General features: G+C 68.6%; 16 protein-coding genes. 11 read left to right on the top strand and 5 right to left on the bottom strand.

Going from position 1 to position 17,118, the window contains the following annotated elements:
* Positions 1-19: 19 nt before the first annotated feature.
* From rpoZ to metK, 3 genes are all read left to right on the top strand, one after another.
* Complete coding sequence (rpoZ, locus tag AWC06_RS02935; RefSeq protein WP_085194227.1) at positions 20-343, top strand: DNA-directed RNA polymerase subunit omega; 324 nt, start codon at positions 20-22, stop codon at positions 341-343.
* Between the two features lie 19 nt (positions 344-362).
* Entirely contained in the window at positions 363-1,604 is a 1,242-nt protein-coding gene (gene coaBC / locus AWC06_RS02930) for a bifunctional phosphopantothenoylcysteine decarboxylase/phosphopantothenate--cysteine ligase CoaBC (RefSeq protein WP_085194225.1), read from the top strand.
* An 81-nt stretch (positions 1,605-1,685) separates the two neighbouring features.
* On the top strand, positions 1,686-2,897 hold the full coding sequence (gene metK, locus AWC06_RS02925) for a methionine adenosyltransferase (protein WP_085194223.1): 1,212 nt from the start codon (positions 1,686-1,688) through the stop codon (positions 2,895-2,897).
* A gap of 8 nt (positions 2,898-2,905) precedes the next feature.
* Here the strand turns inward: metK and AWC06_RS02920 are convergent, their stop codons facing one another.
* The gene (locus AWC06_RS02920; RefSeq protein WP_085194221.1) at positions 2,906-4,384 is read right to left on the bottom strand and encodes a flavin-containing monooxygenase; all 1,479 of its coding nucleotides are present in this window, start codon (positions 4,382-4,384) and stop codon (positions 2,906-2,908) included.
* Positions 4,385-4,501: 117 nt separating this feature from the next.
* Entirely contained in the window at positions 4,502-5,446 is a 945-nt protein-coding gene (locus tag AWC06_RS02915; protein ID WP_085194219.1) for an alpha/beta hydrolase, read from the bottom strand.
* Here AWC06_RS02915 and AWC06_RS02910 point away from each other — a divergent pair.
* Both AWC06_RS02910 and AWC06_RS02905 read left to right on the top strand, forming a co-directional pair.
* Entirely contained in the window at positions 5,445-6,158 is a 714-nt protein-coding gene (locus AWC06_RS02910; RefSeq protein WP_085194218.1) for a lysoplasmalogenase, read from the top strand. The genes AWC06_RS02915 and AWC06_RS02910 overlap by 2 nt on opposite strands.
* Positions 6,159-6,208: 50 nt before the next feature.
* On the top strand, positions 6,209-8,155 hold the full coding sequence (locus AWC06_RS02905) for a primosomal protein N' (RefSeq protein ID WP_085194582.1): 1,947 nt from the start codon (positions 6,209-6,211) through the stop codon (positions 8,153-8,155).
* A gap of 10 nt (positions 8,156-8,165) precedes the next feature.
* Here the strand turns inward: AWC06_RS02905 and AWC06_RS02900 are convergent, their stop codons facing one another.
* The gene (locus AWC06_RS02900; protein WP_085194216.1) at positions 8,166-8,978 is read right to left on the bottom strand and encodes a class I SAM-dependent methyltransferase; all 813 of its coding nucleotides are present in this window, start codon (positions 8,976-8,978) and stop codon (positions 8,166-8,168) included.
* Between the two features lie 112 nt (positions 8,979-9,090).
* On the opposite strand from AWC06_RS02900, the gene AWC06_RS02895 reads away from it, so the two are divergent.
* Together AWC06_RS02895 and AWC06_RS02890 are read left to right on the top strand one after the other, a co-directional pair.
* Complete coding sequence (locus AWC06_RS02895) at positions 9,091-9,576, top strand: MarR family transcriptional regulator (RefSeq protein ID WP_085194214.1); 486 nt, start codon at positions 9,091-9,093, stop codon at positions 9,574-9,576.
* Between the two features lie 59 nt (positions 9,577-9,635).
* Positions 9,636-11,591 (top strand): aconitate hydratase, encoded by a 1,956-nt coding sequence (locus AWC06_RS02890; RefSeq protein ID WP_085194212.1) that lies wholly within the window; start codon positions 9,636-9,638, stop codon positions 11,589-11,591.
* A gap of 7 nt (positions 11,592-11,598) precedes the next feature.
* Here the strand turns inward: AWC06_RS02890 and AWC06_RS02885 are convergent, their stop codons facing one another.
* A complete protein-coding gene (locus tag AWC06_RS02885; RefSeq protein WP_085194210.1) occupies positions 11,599-12,147 on the bottom strand; it encodes a TIGR03086 family metal-binding protein in 549 nt (182 codons plus the stop codon).
* Positions 12,148-12,226: 79 nt separating this feature from the next.
* Here AWC06_RS02885 and fmt point away from each other — a divergent pair, with 79 nt between their 5' ends.
* Genes fmt through ribD form a run of 4 tightly spaced genes read left to right on the top strand, consistent with a single transcriptional unit; the run spans position 12,227 to position 16,237 of the window.
* Positions 12,227-13,159: a methionyl-tRNA formyltransferase gene (gene fmt / locus AWC06_RS02880; RefSeq protein ID WP_085194208.1), complete on the top strand. Its 933-nt coding sequence runs from the start codon at positions 12,227-12,229 to the stop codon at positions 13,157-13,159.
* Positions 13,156-14,526, top strand: coding sequence for an RsmB/NOP family class I SAM-dependent RNA methyltransferase (locus AWC06_RS02875; RefSeq protein ID WP_085194206.1), 1,371 nt, complete (start codon positions 13,156-13,158; stop codon positions 14,524-14,526). Before fmt ends, AWC06_RS02875 begins: the two co-directional genes overlap by 4 nt.
* A gap of 5 nt (positions 14,527-14,531) precedes the next feature.
* Positions 14,532-15,221, top strand: coding sequence for a ribulose-phosphate 3-epimerase (gene rpe / locus AWC06_RS02870; RefSeq protein ID WP_085194204.1), 690 nt, complete (start codon positions 14,532-14,534; stop codon positions 15,219-15,221).
* Positions 15,218-16,237: a bifunctional diaminohydroxyphosphoribosylaminopyrimidine deaminase/5-amino-6-(5-phosphoribosylamino)uracil reductase RibD gene (ribD, locus tag AWC06_RS02865; protein WP_085194202.1), complete on the top strand. Its 1,020-nt coding sequence runs from the start codon at positions 15,218-15,220 to the stop codon at positions 16,235-16,237. Before rpe ends, ribD begins: the two co-directional genes overlap by 4 nt.
* Here ribD and mddA read toward each other — a convergent pair.
* On the bottom strand, positions 16,234-17,064 hold the full coding sequence (mddA, locus tag AWC06_RS02860; protein ID WP_227371076.1) for a methanethiol S-methyltransferase: 831 nt from the start codon (positions 17,062-17,064) through the stop codon (positions 16,234-16,236). The genes ribD and mddA overlap by 4 nt on opposite strands.
* Positions 17,065-17,118: the final 54 nt, after the last annotated feature.

Genomic DNA, 17,118 nt, shown 5'->3' with positions numbered 1-17,118 from the left:
AGCCAGGAGAAAGTCTTACGTGAGTACTTCGCAAACCGACGCGCAGTTGGCCGCCGTCCCCGATCAATTCGACCCGGCGTCGGGAATGGTCGGTTACGACGCGCCGCTGGGCATCACCAACCCGCCCATCGACGAGTTGCTGGACCGCGTGTCGAGCAAATACGCGCTGGTGATCTACGCGGCGAAGCGGGCTCGCCAGATCAACGACTACTACAACCAGCTCGGCGAGGGCATCCTCGAATACGTCGGTCCGCTGGTCGAGCCGGGGCTTCAGGAGAAGCCGCTGTCGATCGCACTGCGCGAGATCCACGCCGACCTGCTTGAGCACACCGAAGGCGAATAGCGGGATCGGGCGGGCGGCTATGGACCGCAAGCGGATCATCGTCGGCGTCTCCGGAGGCATCGCCGCCTACAAGGCCGCCACCGTCGTTCGCCAGCTCACCGAGGCGGGCCACCAGGTCCGCGTCATTCCCACCGAATCCGCGCTGCGTTTCGTCGGAGCCGCCACCTTCGAGGCGCTCTCCGGTGAGCCGGTGCACACCGGTGTTTTCGAAGACGTCCCGCTGGTGCCGCACGTCGCGATCGGCCAAGGCGCCGACCTCGTCGTCGTCGCGCCGGCCACTGCCGACCTGCTGGCCCGGGCGGTCCACGGCCGCGCCGACGACCTGTTGACCGCGACGCTGCTCACCGCACGATGTCCGGTTCTGTTCGCACCCGCAATGCATACCGAGATGTGGCTGCATCCCGCCACCCAAGACAACGTGGCCACGCTGCGCCGCCGCGGGGCAGTGGTGCTGGAACCGGCATCCGGGCGGCTCACTGGGGCGGACAGCGGCGCAGGTCGGCTGCCCGAGGCCGAGGAAATCACCACGTTGGCTCATCTGCTGCTGGAACGCCACGACGCCCTGCCGTACGACCTGGCCGGCTGCAGGGTGCTGGTGACCGCCGGCGGTACCCGCGAGCCGATAGACCCGGTGCGCTTCATCGGCAACCGCAGCTCGGGCAAGCAGGGCTACGCGCTGGCCCGAGTCGCCGCGCAGCGCGGCGCCGAGGTCACGCTGATCGCCGGTCACACTGCCGGGCTCGTCGATCCCGCGGGCGTCGACGTCGTGCATGTCAGCTCCGCGCAGCAGCTCGCCGAGGCGGTCTCCAAACACGCGCCCGAGGCGCATGTGCTGGTGATGGCGGCCGCCGTCGCGGACTTCCGGCCGGCACAGGTGTCGGCGGCCAAGATCAAGAAGGGCACCAACCAGCCGCCCACCATCGAACTCGTCCGCAACGACGACGTGCTGGCCGCCGCGGTGCGCGCCCGCGCCGACGGGCAGCTGCCCAACATGCGGGCGATCGTCGGCTTCGCCGCCGAGACCGGCGACGCCAACGGCGACGTGTTGTTCCATGCTCGCGCCAAGCTGCGCCGCAAGGGCTGTGACCTGTTGGTGGTCAACGCCGTCGGCGAGGGAAAGGCCTTCGAGGTCGACAACAACGACGGCTGGTTGCTGGCGTCCGACGGGACCGAGTCGGCGCTGCAGCACGGCTCCAAGACGCTGATGGCCAGTCGTATCGTGGACGCAATCGTCGCCTTCCTGCAGGGCGGCAGCGGGTAACTGCACAGCATGTGACCGCCGTGCCGGCCAGTCGGGCATGGCGATATACTTCGCCTAACTAAGCTTTGAGAGGATGGGGTTGTGAGCGAAAAGGGTCGGCTGTTCACCAGCGAATCGGTGACCGAGGGGCATCCGGACAAGATCTGCGACGCCATCAGCGACTCGGTGCTCGACGCGCTCCTCGCCGACGACCCACGCTCACGAGTTGCGGTCGAGACGATGGTCACCACCGGTCAGGTGCACGTCGCCGGCGAGGTGACGACCTCTGCCAAAGAGGCGTTCGCCGAGATTCCCGACACCGTCCGCAGCCGCATCCTCGAGATCGGCTACGACTCGTCCGACAAGGGCTTCGACGGCGCATCCTGCGGGGTGAACATCGCCATTGGTGCGCAGTCACCCGACATCGCCCAGGGCGTTGACACCGCCTACGAGGCGCGGGTGCAGGGCGAGGCCGACCCGCTCGACGCTCAGGGCGCTGGTGACCAGGGCCTGATGTTCGGCTATGCGATCAGCGACACCCCTGAGATGATGCCGCTGCCGATCGCGCTGGCCCACCGGCTGTCGCGGCGGCTGACCGAGGTCCGCAAGAACGGTGTGCTGCCCTACCTGCGCCCGGACGGCAAGACTCAGGTCACCATCGCCTACGAAGGCAACACCCCGGTGCGGCTGGACACCGTCGTCGTCTCCACCCAGCACGCTCCAGAGGTCGACCTGGACAACATGCTGGCTCCCGACATCCGGGAGAAGGTGCTCAACACCGTGCTCGACGACCTGGCGCACGACACCCTGGACGCTTCCGACGTGCGGCTGCTGGTCAACCCGACCGGAAAGTTCGTGCTCGGCGGGCCGATGGGCGATGCCGGCCTGACCGGCCGCAAGATCATCGTCGACACATACGGAGGCTGGGCCCGTCACGGCGGCGGCGCCTTCTCCGGCAAAGATCCATCCAAGGTGGACCGGTCGGCCGCGTACGCGATGCGCTGGGTGGCCAAGAACGTCGTCGCAGCGGGCCTGGCCGAGCGGATCGAGGTGCAGGTGGCCTACGCCATCGGCAAGGCCGCCCCGGTCGGACTGTTCGTCGAGACGTTCGGCACCGAGACCGTCGACCCGATCAAGATCGAGAAGGCCATCGGCGACGTGTTCGACCTGAGGCCGGGCGCGATCATCCGCGACCTCGACCTGTTGCGCCCGATCTATGCGCAGACCGCCGCCTACGGCCACTTCGGCCGCACCGACATCGAGCTGCCGTGGGAGCAGCTGAACAAGGTCGACGACCTCAAGCGCGCGGTCTAACGCGAGCGCTAGGCCGTAAACCGGTAGTCGTCGAGGTCGAAGCGCCGGCTACGCCAATACGCCTCCACCGTGGTGGTCGGCCGCAGCGGCACGTCGCCGTTCTTGTCGAAGTAGTAGCTGTTGGCCTGCCGGCAGCTGTCCTGCCAGAACACCTGGCGGTGCCGGCGGCGCATCATCTCCGCGAAGTACCGATCGTTGGCCTCCTCGGTGACCTCGACGCGGGTAGCGCCGTCACGACAGGCCCGCTTCAGGCACCGCACAATGTGGTGGGTCTGCGACTCGATCAGGGCGAAATACGAGGACCCGACATAGCCGTACGGGCCGAACACGCTGAACAGGTTCGGGAAACCTGGAATGCTGACGCCCTCGTAGGCCTGCAGCCGGTGCTCGTCCCAGAACTGGCTCAGCGACCGGCCGCCGCTGCCGGTGACCGCGAACGTCGGCACGTTGTCGGTGTCCATCACCTTGAACCCCGTCGCCAGCACCAGTACGTCGATGTCGTGGCCGACGCCGTCGGCCGTGACCACCGCCGACGGCGTGATCTTGTCGATCGGCTCGGTCACCAACCGCACGTTGTCACGGTTGAACGTCGACAGGTAGGTGTTGTGAAAGCCCGGCCGTTTGCAGCCGACGGCATAACGCGGAGTGAGCTTTTCACGCAGCACCGGGTCTTCGACCTGTTGGCGCAGATAGGACCGCCCGGCCCGCTCCATCCACTTGGCCAGCGGGAACACCGTGAAGTACTGGGCCGGGATCGGGAACGTCGCCTCGACGAAGGCCTGGCTGAGCAGCCGCTGCACAGCCTTGCCGCCGGGCAGCCGCATGGCCCACCGCACCGGCCGCGGCAGCGGCACGTCGAACTTCGGGAAACACCAGATCGGCGTGCGCTGAAAGACGGTGAGCTGCTTGACAATCGGCGCGATCTCGGGAATCACCTGAACCGCTGAGGCGCCCGTGCCGATGACCGCAACACGTTTGCCGGTGAGGTCCTGGTCGTGATCCCAGCGGGCGGTGTGCATGGTGATGCCGTCGAAGGAGTCGACGCCGGCGATGTCAGGCAGCTTGGGCACGGTGAGTACGCCGCTGGCGTTCACCAAAAACCGTGCGGTGATCACGCCGCCGGGATCGGTCTGCACCCGCCACAGCGCGTGCTCGTCGTCGAACTCCGCGGACAAGACCTTGGTGTTGAAGCGGATCTTCGGACGAAGGCCGTATTTGTCGGCACAGTGCTCGGCATACGCCTTCAGCTCTTTGCCGGGCGCGTAGGTCCGTGACCAGTCCGGCCGCTGTTCGAACGAGAACTGGTAGGAAAACGACGGAATATCAACGGCGATACCGGGATAGGTGTTCCAGTGCCAGGTGCCGCCGACACCGTCACCAGCCTCGATCATCAGGTAGTCGCCCAGTCCGGCCTGGTCGAGCTTGATCGCGGTGCCGATGCCGGAGAATCCGGCGCCGACGATGATCGTCTGGTAGTCGGGTGTCATGCTCGCCTTCGTCCGATCATGTCCACCATCGTATCCGCCCGGCGAACCACACCGGGATCGACGTGAGCGCCAGGTTTGCCGAAAAATTCGGATCTAACGTCGATCTCGGTGCTGGCTTTACGCGCGCGAGTGCAGTGCCTTCTTCAGTGCGGCCAATCCGCGGTCCGTGGCCTCGGTGGCGGCGGGTACCACGCCGGCGTAGCCGACGTAGCCGTGCACCATCGTCTCGGCGTTGTGCACCTCGACGGGCACACCCGCGGCCGCGAGCAGCTCGCCGTAGCGGATGCCGTCGTCGCGCAGCGGGTCGTGCCCGGCCACGGCGATATAGGCCGGCGGCAGGTCGGCCAGGTTCTTCGCCCGCCCCGGCGCCATCCCGGGCGGTGGGTCGGAAAGGTCGACTTCGCCTGCGTACCAACGAGAAAACATGGCGACCTCATCGCGGCCGAGGATGGGCGCCGAGGCATTTTCGCGAAAGGACGGCAGCGACGAGTCCCACAGCGTGGATGGGTACCACAACAACTGGAAGGCGATCGGCGGGCCGTCGTTGTCGCGGGCCCGCTGCGCGACGACGGCAGCGATCGTGCCGCCCGCGGAGTCCCCGGCCACCGCCAGTCGGGTGCTGTCGGCGCCGAGCTCGTCGCCGCACCGGGCCACCCATTGCGTTGCCGCCCAAGCGTCATCCACCGCGGCGGGATACGGATACTCGGGGGCCAGCCGATAGTCGACGGACACCACTACCGCGTCGGCGCCGACGGCGTGCTGGCGGCAGGCGGCGTCGTGGGTATCCAGATCGCCAACCACAAATCCGCCGCCGTGGAAGAACACCACCAGCGGTAGTACGGCATCCGTTGGGGGCCAATAGATCCGGAGGCCGATGGGGCCGCCCGCGCCGTCGATGGCGCGGTTTTCCACTCGCACCTCGGGGTGTACCGAGCGGCGCGGCAACTGCCGCAGCCGTCGGCGCGCCTCCTCGACGCCGGCGTCAAGCGACATTTCGTACGGCACCTTATCCAGTACCTTCAGCAGGATGGGGTCAATGGCGGGTCGGACGTCGTCGGGCATGCAGACACCCTATGCACCGCGCATCGTGGTCGGAGGGTGGGTGGTCGCGGGCTGGGCCGGGGTCGGCTACGGGCTGTTCCTGACCGTCACAGCGTTACGCTCGCCGCCGGGCGCCGAGCTGACGGGGCAGTTCGGCGCCCAGCCGGCGTTCAAGGCGTCGATGGCGCTGCTGCTGGCGGCCGCGGCGGCGGCACATCCGAATGTCCGCGAGCGGCGCTGGTTGATGCCCGCGCTGGTGTTGTCGGCGCTCGGCGATGCGCTGCTGGCCATCCCGTGGTGGACGATGTCGTTTGTGCTCGGCCTGGCGTCGTTTCTGTTGGCGCACCTGTGTTTTCTGGGCGCATTGATTCCGCTGGCGCAACGGTCGTGGCCTCGCCTGGTGGCGGTGGGCCTCACGTGCGTGGCGTGCGCGGCGCTGCTGGTGTGGTTCTGGCCGGGGCTGGTCCGCGAACGGCTGGTGGTGCCGGTGATCGTCTACATCGTCGTGCTGGCCGCCATGGTGTGCGCGGCGTTGCTGGCGCGGCTGCCGACGATCTGGACGGCGGTGGGCGCGGTGTGTTTCGCGGGGTCGGACGCGATGATCGGCATCGGCCGGTTCGTGCTCGACAACGAGGCGTTGGCGGTGCCTATCTGGTGGGCGTATGCGGCGGCGCAGATCCTGATCACCGCCGGGTTCTTCTTCGGCCGCGCGGACACCGCCGTCGAGCCGTGAGCACCACCCGGCAGCGCGCCGAGCACGAGCCGATCGCCCGGGTGCTGCCGATGTTGTCGGTGCCGCACCTGGACCGCGAATTCGACTATCTGGTGGGCGCGGACCAGTCCGACGACGCCCAACCCGGTGTGCGGGTTCGGGTCCGCTTCCACGGCCGCCTGGTCGACGGGTTTGTGCTGGAACGCCGCACCGATACCGACCACATCGGCAAGCTGGCGTGGCTTGACCGGGTGGTATCACCCGAACCGGTGCTGACTGCCGAGGTCCGCCGCCTGGTCGACGCGGTCGCCGCCCGCTACGCCGGAACCCGCGCCGATGTGCTGCGCCTGGCGGTGCCGGCCCGGCACGCCCGGGTGGAACGTGAAACCATAACGGCCCCAGGCAAACCCGTCGTCGGGCTGATAGACGCGTCTGGCTGGGAGGTATACGGCCGGGGTGAGAAGTTCCTCGCCGCGCTGGCCGAGTCGCGGGCGGCCCGGGCGGTCTGGCAGGCGCTGCCCGGCGAGCCCTGGGCGGTCCGCTTCGCCGAGGCCGCCGCCCAGACGGTGCAGGCCGGGCGCGGGGTGCTGGCGATCGTGCCCGATCAGCGCGACGTGGACACGCTGTGGCAGGCGGCGACGGGACTACTGGATGAGTCCGGGGTGGTGGCGTTGTCCGCAGGCCTGGGACCTGCGGCACGCTACCGGCGTTGGCTCGCGGCGCTGCGCGGTGGCGCACGGATGGTCATCGGCACCCGCAGCGCGGTGTTCGCCCCGGTGACCGACCTGGGCCTGGTCATGGTCTGGGACGACGGCGACGACACGCTGGCCGAGCCGCGGGCACCGTATCCGCACGCCCGCGAGGTGGCGATGCTGCGCGCCCACCAGACCCGCTGTGCGGCGCTGATCGGCGGTTATGCCCGTACGGCGGAGGCGCATGCGCTGGTGCGCAGCGGATGGGCGCATGACGTGGTCGCGGCGCGCCCGGTGGTGCGCTCCCGCACGGCGCGGGTCGTCGCGCTCGAGGACGGCGGATACGCCGAGGAACGCGACCCGGCGGCCCGCACTGCGCGGCTGCCGTCGGTGGCGTTGAGGGCGGCCCGCTCGGCGTTGGAGGCCGGTGCGCCGGTGCTGGTGCAGGTGCCGCGGCGCGGCTATGTGCCGGCCCTGGCCTGCGGGCGCTGCCGCGCGATCGCGCGTTGCCGGCACTGCACCGGCCCGCTGTCGCTGGACGAGCGCGACGGCTCAGGGCCGGTCTGCCGGTGGTGTGGCCGGGTCGATCCCGCCCTGCGGTGCGCACGCTGTGGGTCGGATGCGATACGCGCGGTCGTCGTCGGCGCGCGGCGCACCGCCGAGGAACTCGGCCGAGCATTCCCCGGGACGACGGTGATCACCTCCGGCGGCGACGCCGTCGTGGCTGCCGTCGGCGCTGGTCCGGCCCTGGTGGTGGCCACCCCGGGGACCGAACCGGTGGCCTCCGGCGGATACGGCGCAGCGCTGCTGCTGGACAGCTGGGCACTGCTGGGTCGACAGGACCTGCGCGCCGCCGAGGACACGCTGCGCCATTGGCTGGCCGCCGTGGCGCTGGTGCGCGCCCGCGGCGACGGCGGAGTGGTGGCGGTGGTCGCCGAGTCGTCGATCCCGACCGTGCAAGCACTGATCCGGTGGGATCCGGTCGGGCACGCCGACGCCGAGTTGGCCGCCCGTGCCGACGTCGGCCTGCCGCCGAGTATGCACATCGCCGCGCTCGACGGCAGTGCCGACGCGGTCGCGGCGCTGCTCGACGAGGTCCGGCTGCCCGACGGTGCCGAGCGGCTCGGACCGGTGCAGTTGCCGCCCGGCGCGCGCCGTCCCGCCGGCGTCGACGCCGGTGTCCCGGTCACCCGGATGTTGGTGCGGGTTCCGCGCGACCGGGGTCTGGCGTTGGCGGCGGCGCTGCGCCGCGCGGTGGCGGTGCTCAGCGCACGCCAAGACCACGAGCCGGTCCGGGTGCAGATCGATCCGCTGCACATCGGCTAGGCGGCGCGGCTCAGCGTTTACGTGCGGTGAGGACCAAGTACTCCCACTGCATTACGCCGTCGCTGATGTGATGCTCCGCGAGCTCGACGAGCTGGGCGTCGAGTGTGTCGGCCAGCACGCGATTGTCTCCGATGCACTGGTATGCGTTAATCGTTGGGCCGTAATGGTTTTTGAAGTACTCGTGGACTGCTTGGGCGCTGCCGAAGCGGTTGACCGGCAACATGCCCCGCCGCGCGCTGACCTCGCTGACCCGGTCACCCAGCAACCCGACGGCATAGTCGGGCCGTCCCCACAATGCCTCCGGCGGCATGCCCGGCAGAACGGTCGGCCGATACGGACGGAGGGTGTCGAGCATCCGGCCGAAAAAGCCGTCGGGGGTCCAGCTGATCACCCCGATCGTCCCTCCGGGCCGGCAGACCCGGACCAGCTCGTCGGCCGCACGCTGATGATGCGGCGCGAACATGACGCCGATCGCGGAGATCACCGCGTCGAACTCACCGTCGGCGAACGGAAGCGCTTCCGCGTCGGCTTCCAGCCAGTCGAGCGTCACACCTTCTGCTGCGGCCCTGGCTCGGGACCGGACCAGCAGTTCCGGAGTCAGGTCGCTGGAAACAACACTCGCTCCCGTCCTGGCGGCAGGGATCGAGATGTTGCCTGACCCGGCGGCAACGTCGAGCACCCGATCGCCGGGACCGATTCCGGTGGCACCCACCAGGACCGGGCCGAGCGGGGCCATCAACTCCTCGGCCATGAGCGCATAGTCGCCCAGCGCCCACACCGCTTGAGCGGTGGTCGCCATTGCGTGGTGGGTGTCGGTGGTCATCGGGCCTCCAGAATAGAACGGATGATGACGCGATAGTATCATTAGGAAACAATTGATGGAGTCTATAGTAGACGTCTGCTATAGTTGGTCCTCCGGACAAGCGGAGGAATCAATGCCGGCCGAAGACCCGACGGCAACCGACGAGTCACTCGACGCGATCACCGACGCGCTGCTCACGGCGTCTCGCCTGCTCGTGGCGATCTCGGCCCATTCGATCGCTCAGGTCGACGAGACCATCACGATTCCGCAGTTTCGGGCCCTGGTGATTTTGTCCAACCGGGGTCCGATGAACCTCGCCACACTGGCGGGCGTGCTGGGCGTACAACCATCGGCAACCGGCCGGATGGTCGACCGGCTCGTCGGCGCCGGGCTGATCGACCGCTTGCCGCATCCGACCTCGCGACGCGAACTGCTGGCCGCGCTCACCAAGCGGGGACGTTCGGTGGTGCGGCAGGTCACCGAGCATCGGCGTGCTGAAATCGCGGCCATTGTGGAGCAGATGCCGCCGGCCGAACGCCGCGGGCTGGTGCGCGCGCTGACCTCATTCACCGCTGCCGGAGGCGAGCCCGCGGCGTACGTGGAGGACGTCGACGCATAAGTGCCGGCCCAGCGGGGTACGCAGATGTTCGGCCAGCGAGCCAGGAGTAGGAGCCAGGTATGCCGCTCAACGTCGCCCAGAAGCTGATCGACTCCCACCTGGAATCCGGTGAGATGACGCCGGGTGAGGAGATCGCCATACACATCGACCAGACGCTGACCCAGGATGCGACCGGCACGCTGGTGATGCAGGAACTCGAGGCGCTGGGACTCGACCGGGCCCGCACCGAGGTGAGCGTGCAGTACGTCGACCACAACCTGTTGCAGACCGACGAGAAGAATGCCGAGGACCACGAGTACCTGCGCACCGCCGCACAACGGTTCGGGCTCTGGTTCTCCAAGCCCGGCAACGGGGTGTCGCATCCAACGCACATGCAGCGTTTCGGGATTCCCGGCAAAACCATGGTGGGGTCGGATTCGCACACCCCGGCGGCGGGTTCACTGGGCATGCTGGCCATCGGTGTGGGCGGACTGGAGGTCGCGCTGGCCATTACCGGGCGACCTCTGCACATACGCATGCCGGAGGTGTGGGGCATCCGCCTGGAAGGCGAGCTGCCCGAGTGGTGTTCGGCCAAGGACGTGATTCTGGAGATGCTGCGCCGCCACGACGTCAAGGGCGCAGTGAACCGGATCATCGAGTACTACGGGCCCGGGCTGGCCAGCCTGACCGCGATGGACCGCCATGTGATCGCGAACATGGGCGCCGAACTAGGCGCTACCACAACGGTTTTCCCCAGTGATGAGGCCGTCCGTGACTTTCTGCGCGCCGAGGACCGTGAGGACGCCTGGGTTGAGCTGGTCGCCGACGACGGCGCCGGCTACGACGTCGAGGACAGCATCGACCTGTCGAAAATCGAGCCGCTCATCGCGAAGCCGTCCTCGCCGGGCAACGTCGTGCCGGTCCGCGAGGTCGCCGGTGAGGAGATCGCGCAGGCGGTGATCGGATCCAGCGCCAACCCCGGACTGCGCGATTTCGCGATCGCCGCCGCGATGGTGGCCGGACGCCAGACATCGCCGCAAGTCAGCTTCGACATCAACCCGACCTCGCGGGAAATCCTGACCGACCTGACCAAGATGGGCGCGACGACCCAGCTGGTGATCGGTGGTGCGCGCATCCATCAGGCCGGCTGCATGGGCTGCATCGGCATGGGCCAGGCACCCGCCGTCGGCCGCAACTCGCTACGCACGATGCCGCGCAACTTCCCGGGCCGCTCGGGCACCAAGGAAGACTCGGTATGGCTGTGTTCGCCGGAGACCGCCGCCGCATCGGCGTTGACCGGCGTGATCACCGATCCCCGTGACTGGGCGCGCGACGTGCAGATGGACTATCCGAAACTCGAGCTGCCCGAAAAGAGTTCGGTCAATACCGCGATGCTGGTGCCGCCGCTGGAAGCCGAGGAAGCACAGCAGGTCGAGCCGGTGAAGGGGCCCAATGTATCCGAGCTGCCAGAACTTTCGCCGTTGCCCGACGAAATAGAGGTGCCGGTCCTGCTGAAGGTCGGCGACAACATCTCCACCGACGAGATTTCTCCGGCCGGCGCCAGGGCGCTGCCATTTCGCTCCAACATTCCCAAGCTGGCGATGTTCAGCTTCACCCAGATCGATGAGTCCTACCCGGAACGGGCACAGGAGGCCGGCGAGGCCGGTCACATCATTGTCGGCGGCGACAACTACGGGCAAGGATCCTCACGCGAACATGCCGCGATCGCCCCGCGTTACCTTGGGCTGCGGGTAGTGATCGCCAAATCATTCGCGCGCATCCACTGGCAAAACCTCGCCAACTTCGGTGTGTTGGCGCTCGAGTTCGACAATGCCGACGACTACGACGCCATCGACCAAGACGACACGCTGCGCATCGCCGAACTTCGTGACACCCTGGCCGACAAGGACACCTTGCAGATCGAGAATGTCAGCAAGAAAAAGCATTTTACTGTGCGGCACCGGCTTTCACCGCGCCAAGTCAAAGATGTGCTCGCCGGCGGTCTGATCCCGCGACTGGCCGAAGACGACCAATAGGCGCCGATCACTTCACCTTTCGGCCAAGGAACGCGGCCAGCTGATCGGCCACCGGGCGGTCCGATGCGCACGGCTGTTCCTCGCCGAAGGGCTTCCCCTGACCGCGGAACTCGGCTTGGACGAATTGACGGGTGAAGGCCAGCTGCTCAGTCGCCAGCTCGGGATCGAGATCGGTGGCTTGGCCGGTGGCAGTTGCGAGATCCCATGCGTGGGCCAGCACATCGCTGGTGCGCATCGCGATGAACACCGCTCCGGGGATCTGCCCGAACGGCAGCTGGAACATCGTTGTCATACCGTCCGGACCGGCGAACACCTCATGGGCGGCGACCGCGCTGGCTTGGTGCGCTTCGGTCAGTTCGTCGGGTCGGGCGGGGGCCTGCTCGTAGCGGCCGGCCAACTGCGCCACGTGTTCGTTGCCGCCCACAACGTGCTCGATCAGATCCCTGACTTTCCATTCCGAACAGGGCGTCGGGTCGTCGAGCTGATCGGGTCTGACGTTGGCAAGAACGTTCGCGAACGCGTCCTGAGCACGTTGGTGAGCCACGAGCGGATCCATGTCCTGCCATGTTTCACCATCGATCGTCGGAGAATCAGCGGTTTCTCGCAATCCGACCGTCGCTCCCTACACTGTGCCCGTGCGTCTCGTCTTCGCCGGCACTCCCGAACCCGCGCTGCCCGCGCTGCGCCGGCTCATCGACTCGTCGCGCCACGAGGTGATCGCGGTGCTGACCCGACCGGACGCCGCCTCCGGGCGCCGCGGGCATCATCGTCCATCGCCGGTGGCCCGCCTGGCACTCGAGCACGGCATCCCGGTGCTGCGGCCCCCGCGACCCAACACCGCCGAGTTCGTCGGTGAGTTGTCCGAGTTGGCGCCGGACTGCTGCCCGGTGGTGGCCTACGGGGCGCTGCTCGGCGAGGAGTTGCTGGCGGTGCCGCCGCACGGCTGGATCAACCTGCACTTCTCGCTGCTGCCCGCCTGGCGTGGCGCCGCCCCGGTGCAGGCTGCGATTGCCGCAGGTGACACGGTGACCGGCGCAACCACTTTCCGGATCGAGCCGAGCCTGGATTCCGGACCCGTCTACGGCGTCGTCACCGAGGCGATCCACCCGAGCGACACCGCCGGCGATCTGCTTGCGCGGCTGGCGATTTCCGGCGCTGCATTGCTGGAGACCACCCTCGACGGCATCGCCGACGGGACAATCACGCCGGTGCCCCAGCTGGCCGACGGGGTCAGCATCGCCCCCAAGATCACCGTCGAGCAAGCCCGGGTGCGCTGGGACCTGCCGGCCCAGGCCATTGAACGGCGCATCCGAGCCGTCACACCGAGCCCTGGAGCGTGGACGCGCATCGGCGACGTGCGGATCAAACTGGGCCCCGTGCACGTCGACGCCGACGGGCCGAAGCCCTTGCAACCCGGTGAAATTCACGTGGACCGCCAGAGCATATGGATCGGCACCGGCTCGGATCCGGTGCGGCTGGGTGAAATCCAGCCGCCTGGAAAGAAATTCATGAACGCCACCGACTGGGCCCGCGGCGCCCGGTTGGACTCGGCGGCGAGGGCGACATGACCCAGAAGTCGCGCAGCCGGCCGCGACGCAAGCCGCTGGACCCGGCGCGCCGGGCCGCGTTCGACGTGCTGCGGGCGGTCACCGAGCGGGATGCGTATCCGAACCTGCTGCTGCCCACACTGTTGCGCGAACGCGAGATCACCGGTCGCGACGCCGCTTTCGCCACCGAGCTGACCTACGGCACCTGCCGGACCCGCGGCTTGCTCGACGCGGTCATCGGTGCGGCCGCAGGCCGGTCACCGGAGGCCATCGACCCGGTGCTGCTGGACCTGCTGCGACTCGGCACCTATCAACTGTTGCGTACGCGAGTCGACGCCCACGCCGCCGTGTCCACGACCGTCGAGCAGGCAGCAATCGAATTCGACTCCGCGCGTGCCGGTTTCGTCAACGGTGTACTGCGAGCGATCAGCGCCCATGACGAAAAGGCCTGGGTCGAGCAGTTGGCGCCGGACGCGGCGGCCGATCCGATCGGGCATGCTGCGTTCCGCCACGCCCACCCGCGCTGGATAGCGCAGGCCTTCGCCGACGCGTTGGGTCCGGCGGCCGGCGAACTCGACGCGGTGCTGGCCAGCGACGACCAGCGCCCGCAGGTGCACCTGGCTGCACGGCCCGGTGTGCTGACCGCTCAGGAGTTGGCCGACGCGGTGCAGGGCAGGGTCGGCCGGTATTCGCCGTACGCGGTGTACCTGCCCGCCGGCGACCCCGCCCAGTTGCCGGCGGTGCGCGACGGCCGAGCGCTGGTTCAGGACGAGGGCAGCCAGTTGGTGGCCCGCGCGCTGACGTTGCTGCCGGTCGATGGCGACGGCGGCCGCTGGCTGGACCTGTGCGCCGGGCCGGGCGGCAAGACCGCGCTGCTGGCCGCGCTGGGCGCGGCCTCGGGTGCTCGGGTCACCGCGGTGGAGCCGTCGCCGCACCGCGCGGATCTGGTCGAGGAGAACACCCGCGGGCTGCCGGTCGACGTGCTGCGCGCCGACGGCCGAAAGAGCGGCCTGGACCCGGGTTTCGACCGAGTGCTGGTCGACGTGCCGTGCACCGGGCTGGGTGCATTGCGCCGCCGGCCCGAGGCCCGTTGGCGGCGTCAGCCGGCCGACATTCCGGCGTTGACCAGGCTGCAACGCGAACTGTTGGGCGCCGCGATCACACTGACCCGGTCCGGCGGCGTGGTGCTGTATGCCACCTGCTCGCCGCACCTGGCCGAGACGGTCGGGGTCGTCGCCGATGCGCTGCGCCGCCACCCGGTCGCCGCGCTGGACGCCCGGCCGTTGTTCGACCCCGTCACGGATCTGGGGGAGGGCCCGTATGTCCAGCTGTGGCCGCACCGGCACGGCACCGACGCCATGTTCGCGGCCGCCCTACAAGTAGGCTGATCCGCATGTCAGCCACCCCCAACCGTCCGCTGATCGCGCCGTCGATCCTGGCCGCCGATTTCGCCCGGCTGGCCGATGAGGCCGCCGTCGTCGGGGGCGCCGACTGGCTGCATGTCGACGTGATGGACGCGCATTTCGTGCCGAACCTGACAATCGGGCTGCCGGTGGTGGAAAGCCTTCTCAAGCACACCGACATCCCGATGGACTGCCATCTGATGATCGAGAACCCGGAGCGCTGGGCGCCGCCGTACGCCGAAGCCGGCGCCTACAACGTGACCTTCCACGCCGAGGCGACCGACAACCCGGTCGCCGTCGCCCGTGACATCCGGGCCGCCGGCGCCAAGGCCGGCCTCTCCATCAAGCCCGGCACCCCGCTGGAGCCGTATCTGGACATCCTCAAGGACTTCGACACATTTCTCGTCATGTCGGTCGAGCCCGGGTTCGGCGGCCAGGATTTCATCCCCGAGGTGTTGAGCAAGGTGCGCACGGTGCGCAAGATGGTCGATTCGGGCGAGCTGACCATCCTGGTCGAGATCGACGGCGGCATCAACGCCGACACCATCGAGCAGGCCGCCGAATCCGGTGTCGACTGCTTCGTCGCCGGCTCGGCCGTCTACAACGCCGACGATCCGGAAGCCGCGGTCGAGGCTTTGCGGAGACAGGCCAGCGCCGCGTCACCGCATCTGCGCCGATGAGCACCCAGGCGGCCATCGGTTATGACGCCGCCATGCGACTCGCCATCGAGCACGCCGAGCTGGTCAAGGGCAGCACCTACCCCAATCCTCCGGTCGGTGCCGTCATCCTGGACCGCGAGGGGCGGGTCGTCGGCGCCGGCGGCACCGAGCCGGCTGGCAGCGCACATGCCGAAGTGGTGGCGCTACGCCGCGCGGGGCGGCTGGCCGCCGGCGGCACCGCGGTGGTCACGCTGGAGCCGTGCAATCACTACGGCAAGACGCCGCCGTGCGTGAACGCGCTGCTCGACGCGGGCATCGCCGCGGTGGTGTATGCCGTCGCCGACCCGAATCCGTCCGCCGCCGGCGGCGCGGCACGGCTCGCGGAGGCCGGGGTGCATGTCGTCACCGACGTGCACGCCGATCTGGTGGCGGCCGGACCGTTGCGGGAGTGGCTGCACAAGCAACGCACCGGGTTGCCGCATGTCACCTGGAAGTACGCCGCCAGCATCGACGGACGCAGTGCGGCAGCGGACGGCTCGAGCCAGTGGATCACCAGCGAGCCTGCGCGCGCGGACCTGCATCGCCGCCGAGCCGCGGCGGACGCCATCGTGGTGGGCACCGGCACGGTGCTCACCGACGACCCGGCGTTGACGGCCCGGCAGGCCGACGGCAGCCTGGCGCATCGGCAACCGCTGCGTGTGGTGGTGGGCAAGCGTGAAATACCTTCGGAAGCAAAGGTTCTCAACGACGATTCGCGCACCATGGTGATCCGCACGCACGATCCGGTCGAAGTGCTCAACGCGCTTGCGGATCGCACAGATGTCCTGGTCGAGGGCGGGCCCACGCTGGCCGGCGCGTTCCTGCGGGCCGGCGTCATCGACCGCATCCTGGCCTACGTCGCGCCGATCCTGTTGGGCGGGCCGATCACCGCGGTCGACGATGTCGGGGTGGCGAGCATCGCCCGGGCGCTGCGGTGGCGCTTCGACGGGGTCGAGCAGGTGGGCCCGGATCTGCTGCTGAGCCTGGTGCCGCGTTAAGCCGCTGTGCGTCCGGAGCGACGGCGCATCCCCGGAATCAGCATCGGCACCCGGCCCTGGTAGTCGCGGTACTGCTGTCCGAAGATCCGGACCAGATCGCGTTCCTCGAAAAATCGAGCGGCAATCAGGATGTATCCGGTGGTGGCCACCGCGAAGATCAGATGGCCCACGGTCATTCTCGGTGTGCCCCAGAACGCGAGCAGGAATCCCAGGTAGAGCGGATGCCGGACGACCCGGTAGAACAACGGCGTCGCGAAGGCATGCTCCGCGGGCCGCTGACCGCGCAGCCGGGCGAACACCTGACGCAGCCCGAAGAGATCGAAGTGGTCGATCAAAAACGTGCTCAACAACGCGATCACCCAGCCCGCCAGTCCGACAGCGATCAACAGCGCCCGCCAGGGCTGGGCGGTGACCCGCCACACGTCGTCGGTGATCGGGTGCCAGGCGACGAGCAGCGCGATCAGGCAGATGTTGGAGGCATGGACGTATGTCGACCGCTCCGCGCTGGCCGGCACGATGCGGGTCCACCAGCGTTTGAAGCCGGCCCTGGCCATGACGCTGTGCTGGACGGCGAACAGCGCCAGCAACGCGACGTCGACGATCACCGCGGTCGCGGTGAGAGTGCCGTCGCCCAGGCCGCCGCGATCGATGCTCTTGCCGACGATATGCACACCGCCGACCATGAAATCCGCGTCGGTGACAAACCCGATGGTGTACAGAAAGGCAACGAGGAAAATCAGGTATCCCGCGATGCCGTATAGGGCGGTGAGGACGCCGCCGGCCGTGGTGCCTGCCGGCTGAGGAGTGCTGGTGTCGGTGTGCGCCACGACGTGATTGTGCTCCAAATTTTGGTTGACCACGTCGTTTACACGAAGTATGCG

The organism is Mycobacterium fragae, assembly GCF_002102185.1.
In the GTDB taxonomy this organism is placed as follows: domain Bacteria; phylum Actinomycetota; class Actinomycetes; order Mycobacteriales; family Mycobacteriaceae; genus Mycobacterium; species Mycobacterium fragae.
This window is presented reverse-complemented; position numbering and strand designations above follow the sequence as displayed.

Excerpts from the sequence above, each read along its gene's own strand:
- AWC06_RS02915 (WP_085194219.1), bottom strand. The coding sequence starts at position 5,446 with ATGCCCGACGACGTCCGACCCGCCATTGACCCCATCCTGCTGAAGGTA.
- AWC06_RS02895 (WP_085194214.1), top strand. The coding sequence starts at position 9,091 with ATGCCGGCCGAAGACCCGACGGCAACCGACGAGTCACTCGACGCGATC.
- AWC06_RS02890 (WP_085194212.1), top strand. The coding sequence starts at position 9,636 with ATGCCGCTCAACGTCGCCCAGAAGCTGATCGACTCCCACCTGGAATCC.
- AWC06_RS02910 (WP_085194218.1), top strand. The coding sequence starts at position 5,445 with ATGCAGACACCCTATGCACCGCGCATCGTGGTCGGAGGGTGGGTGGTC.
- coaBC (WP_085194225.1), top strand. The coding sequence starts at position 363 with ATGGACCGCAAGCGGATCATCGTCGGCGTCTCCGGAGGCATCGCCGCC.
- AWC06_RS02875 (WP_085194206.1), top strand. The coding sequence starts at position 13,156 with ATGACCCAGAAGTCGCGCAGCCGGCCGCGACGCAAGCCGCTGGACCCG.
- AWC06_RS02905 (WP_085194582.1), top strand. The coding sequence starts at position 6,209 with ATGTTGTCGGTGCCGCACCTGGACCGCGAATTCGACTATCTGGTGGGC.
- AWC06_RS02885 (WP_085194210.1), bottom strand. The coding sequence starts at position 12,147 with ATGGATCCGCTCGTGGCTCACCAACGTGCTCAGGACGCGTTCGCGAAC.
- rpe (WP_085194204.1), top strand. The coding sequence starts at position 14,532 with ATGTCAGCCACCCCCAACCGTCCGCTGATCGCGCCGTCGATCCTGGCC.
- AWC06_RS02900 (WP_085194216.1), bottom strand. The coding sequence starts at position 8,978 with ATGACCACCGACACCCACCACGCAATGGCGACCACCGCTCAAGCGGTG.
- AWC06_RS02920 (WP_085194221.1), bottom strand. The coding sequence starts at position 4,384 with ATGACACCCGACTACCAGACGATCATCGTCGGCGCCGGATTCTCCGGC.
- ribD (WP_085194202.1), top strand. The coding sequence starts at position 15,218 with ATGAGCACCCAGGCGGCCATCGGTTATGACGCCGCCATGCGACTCGCC.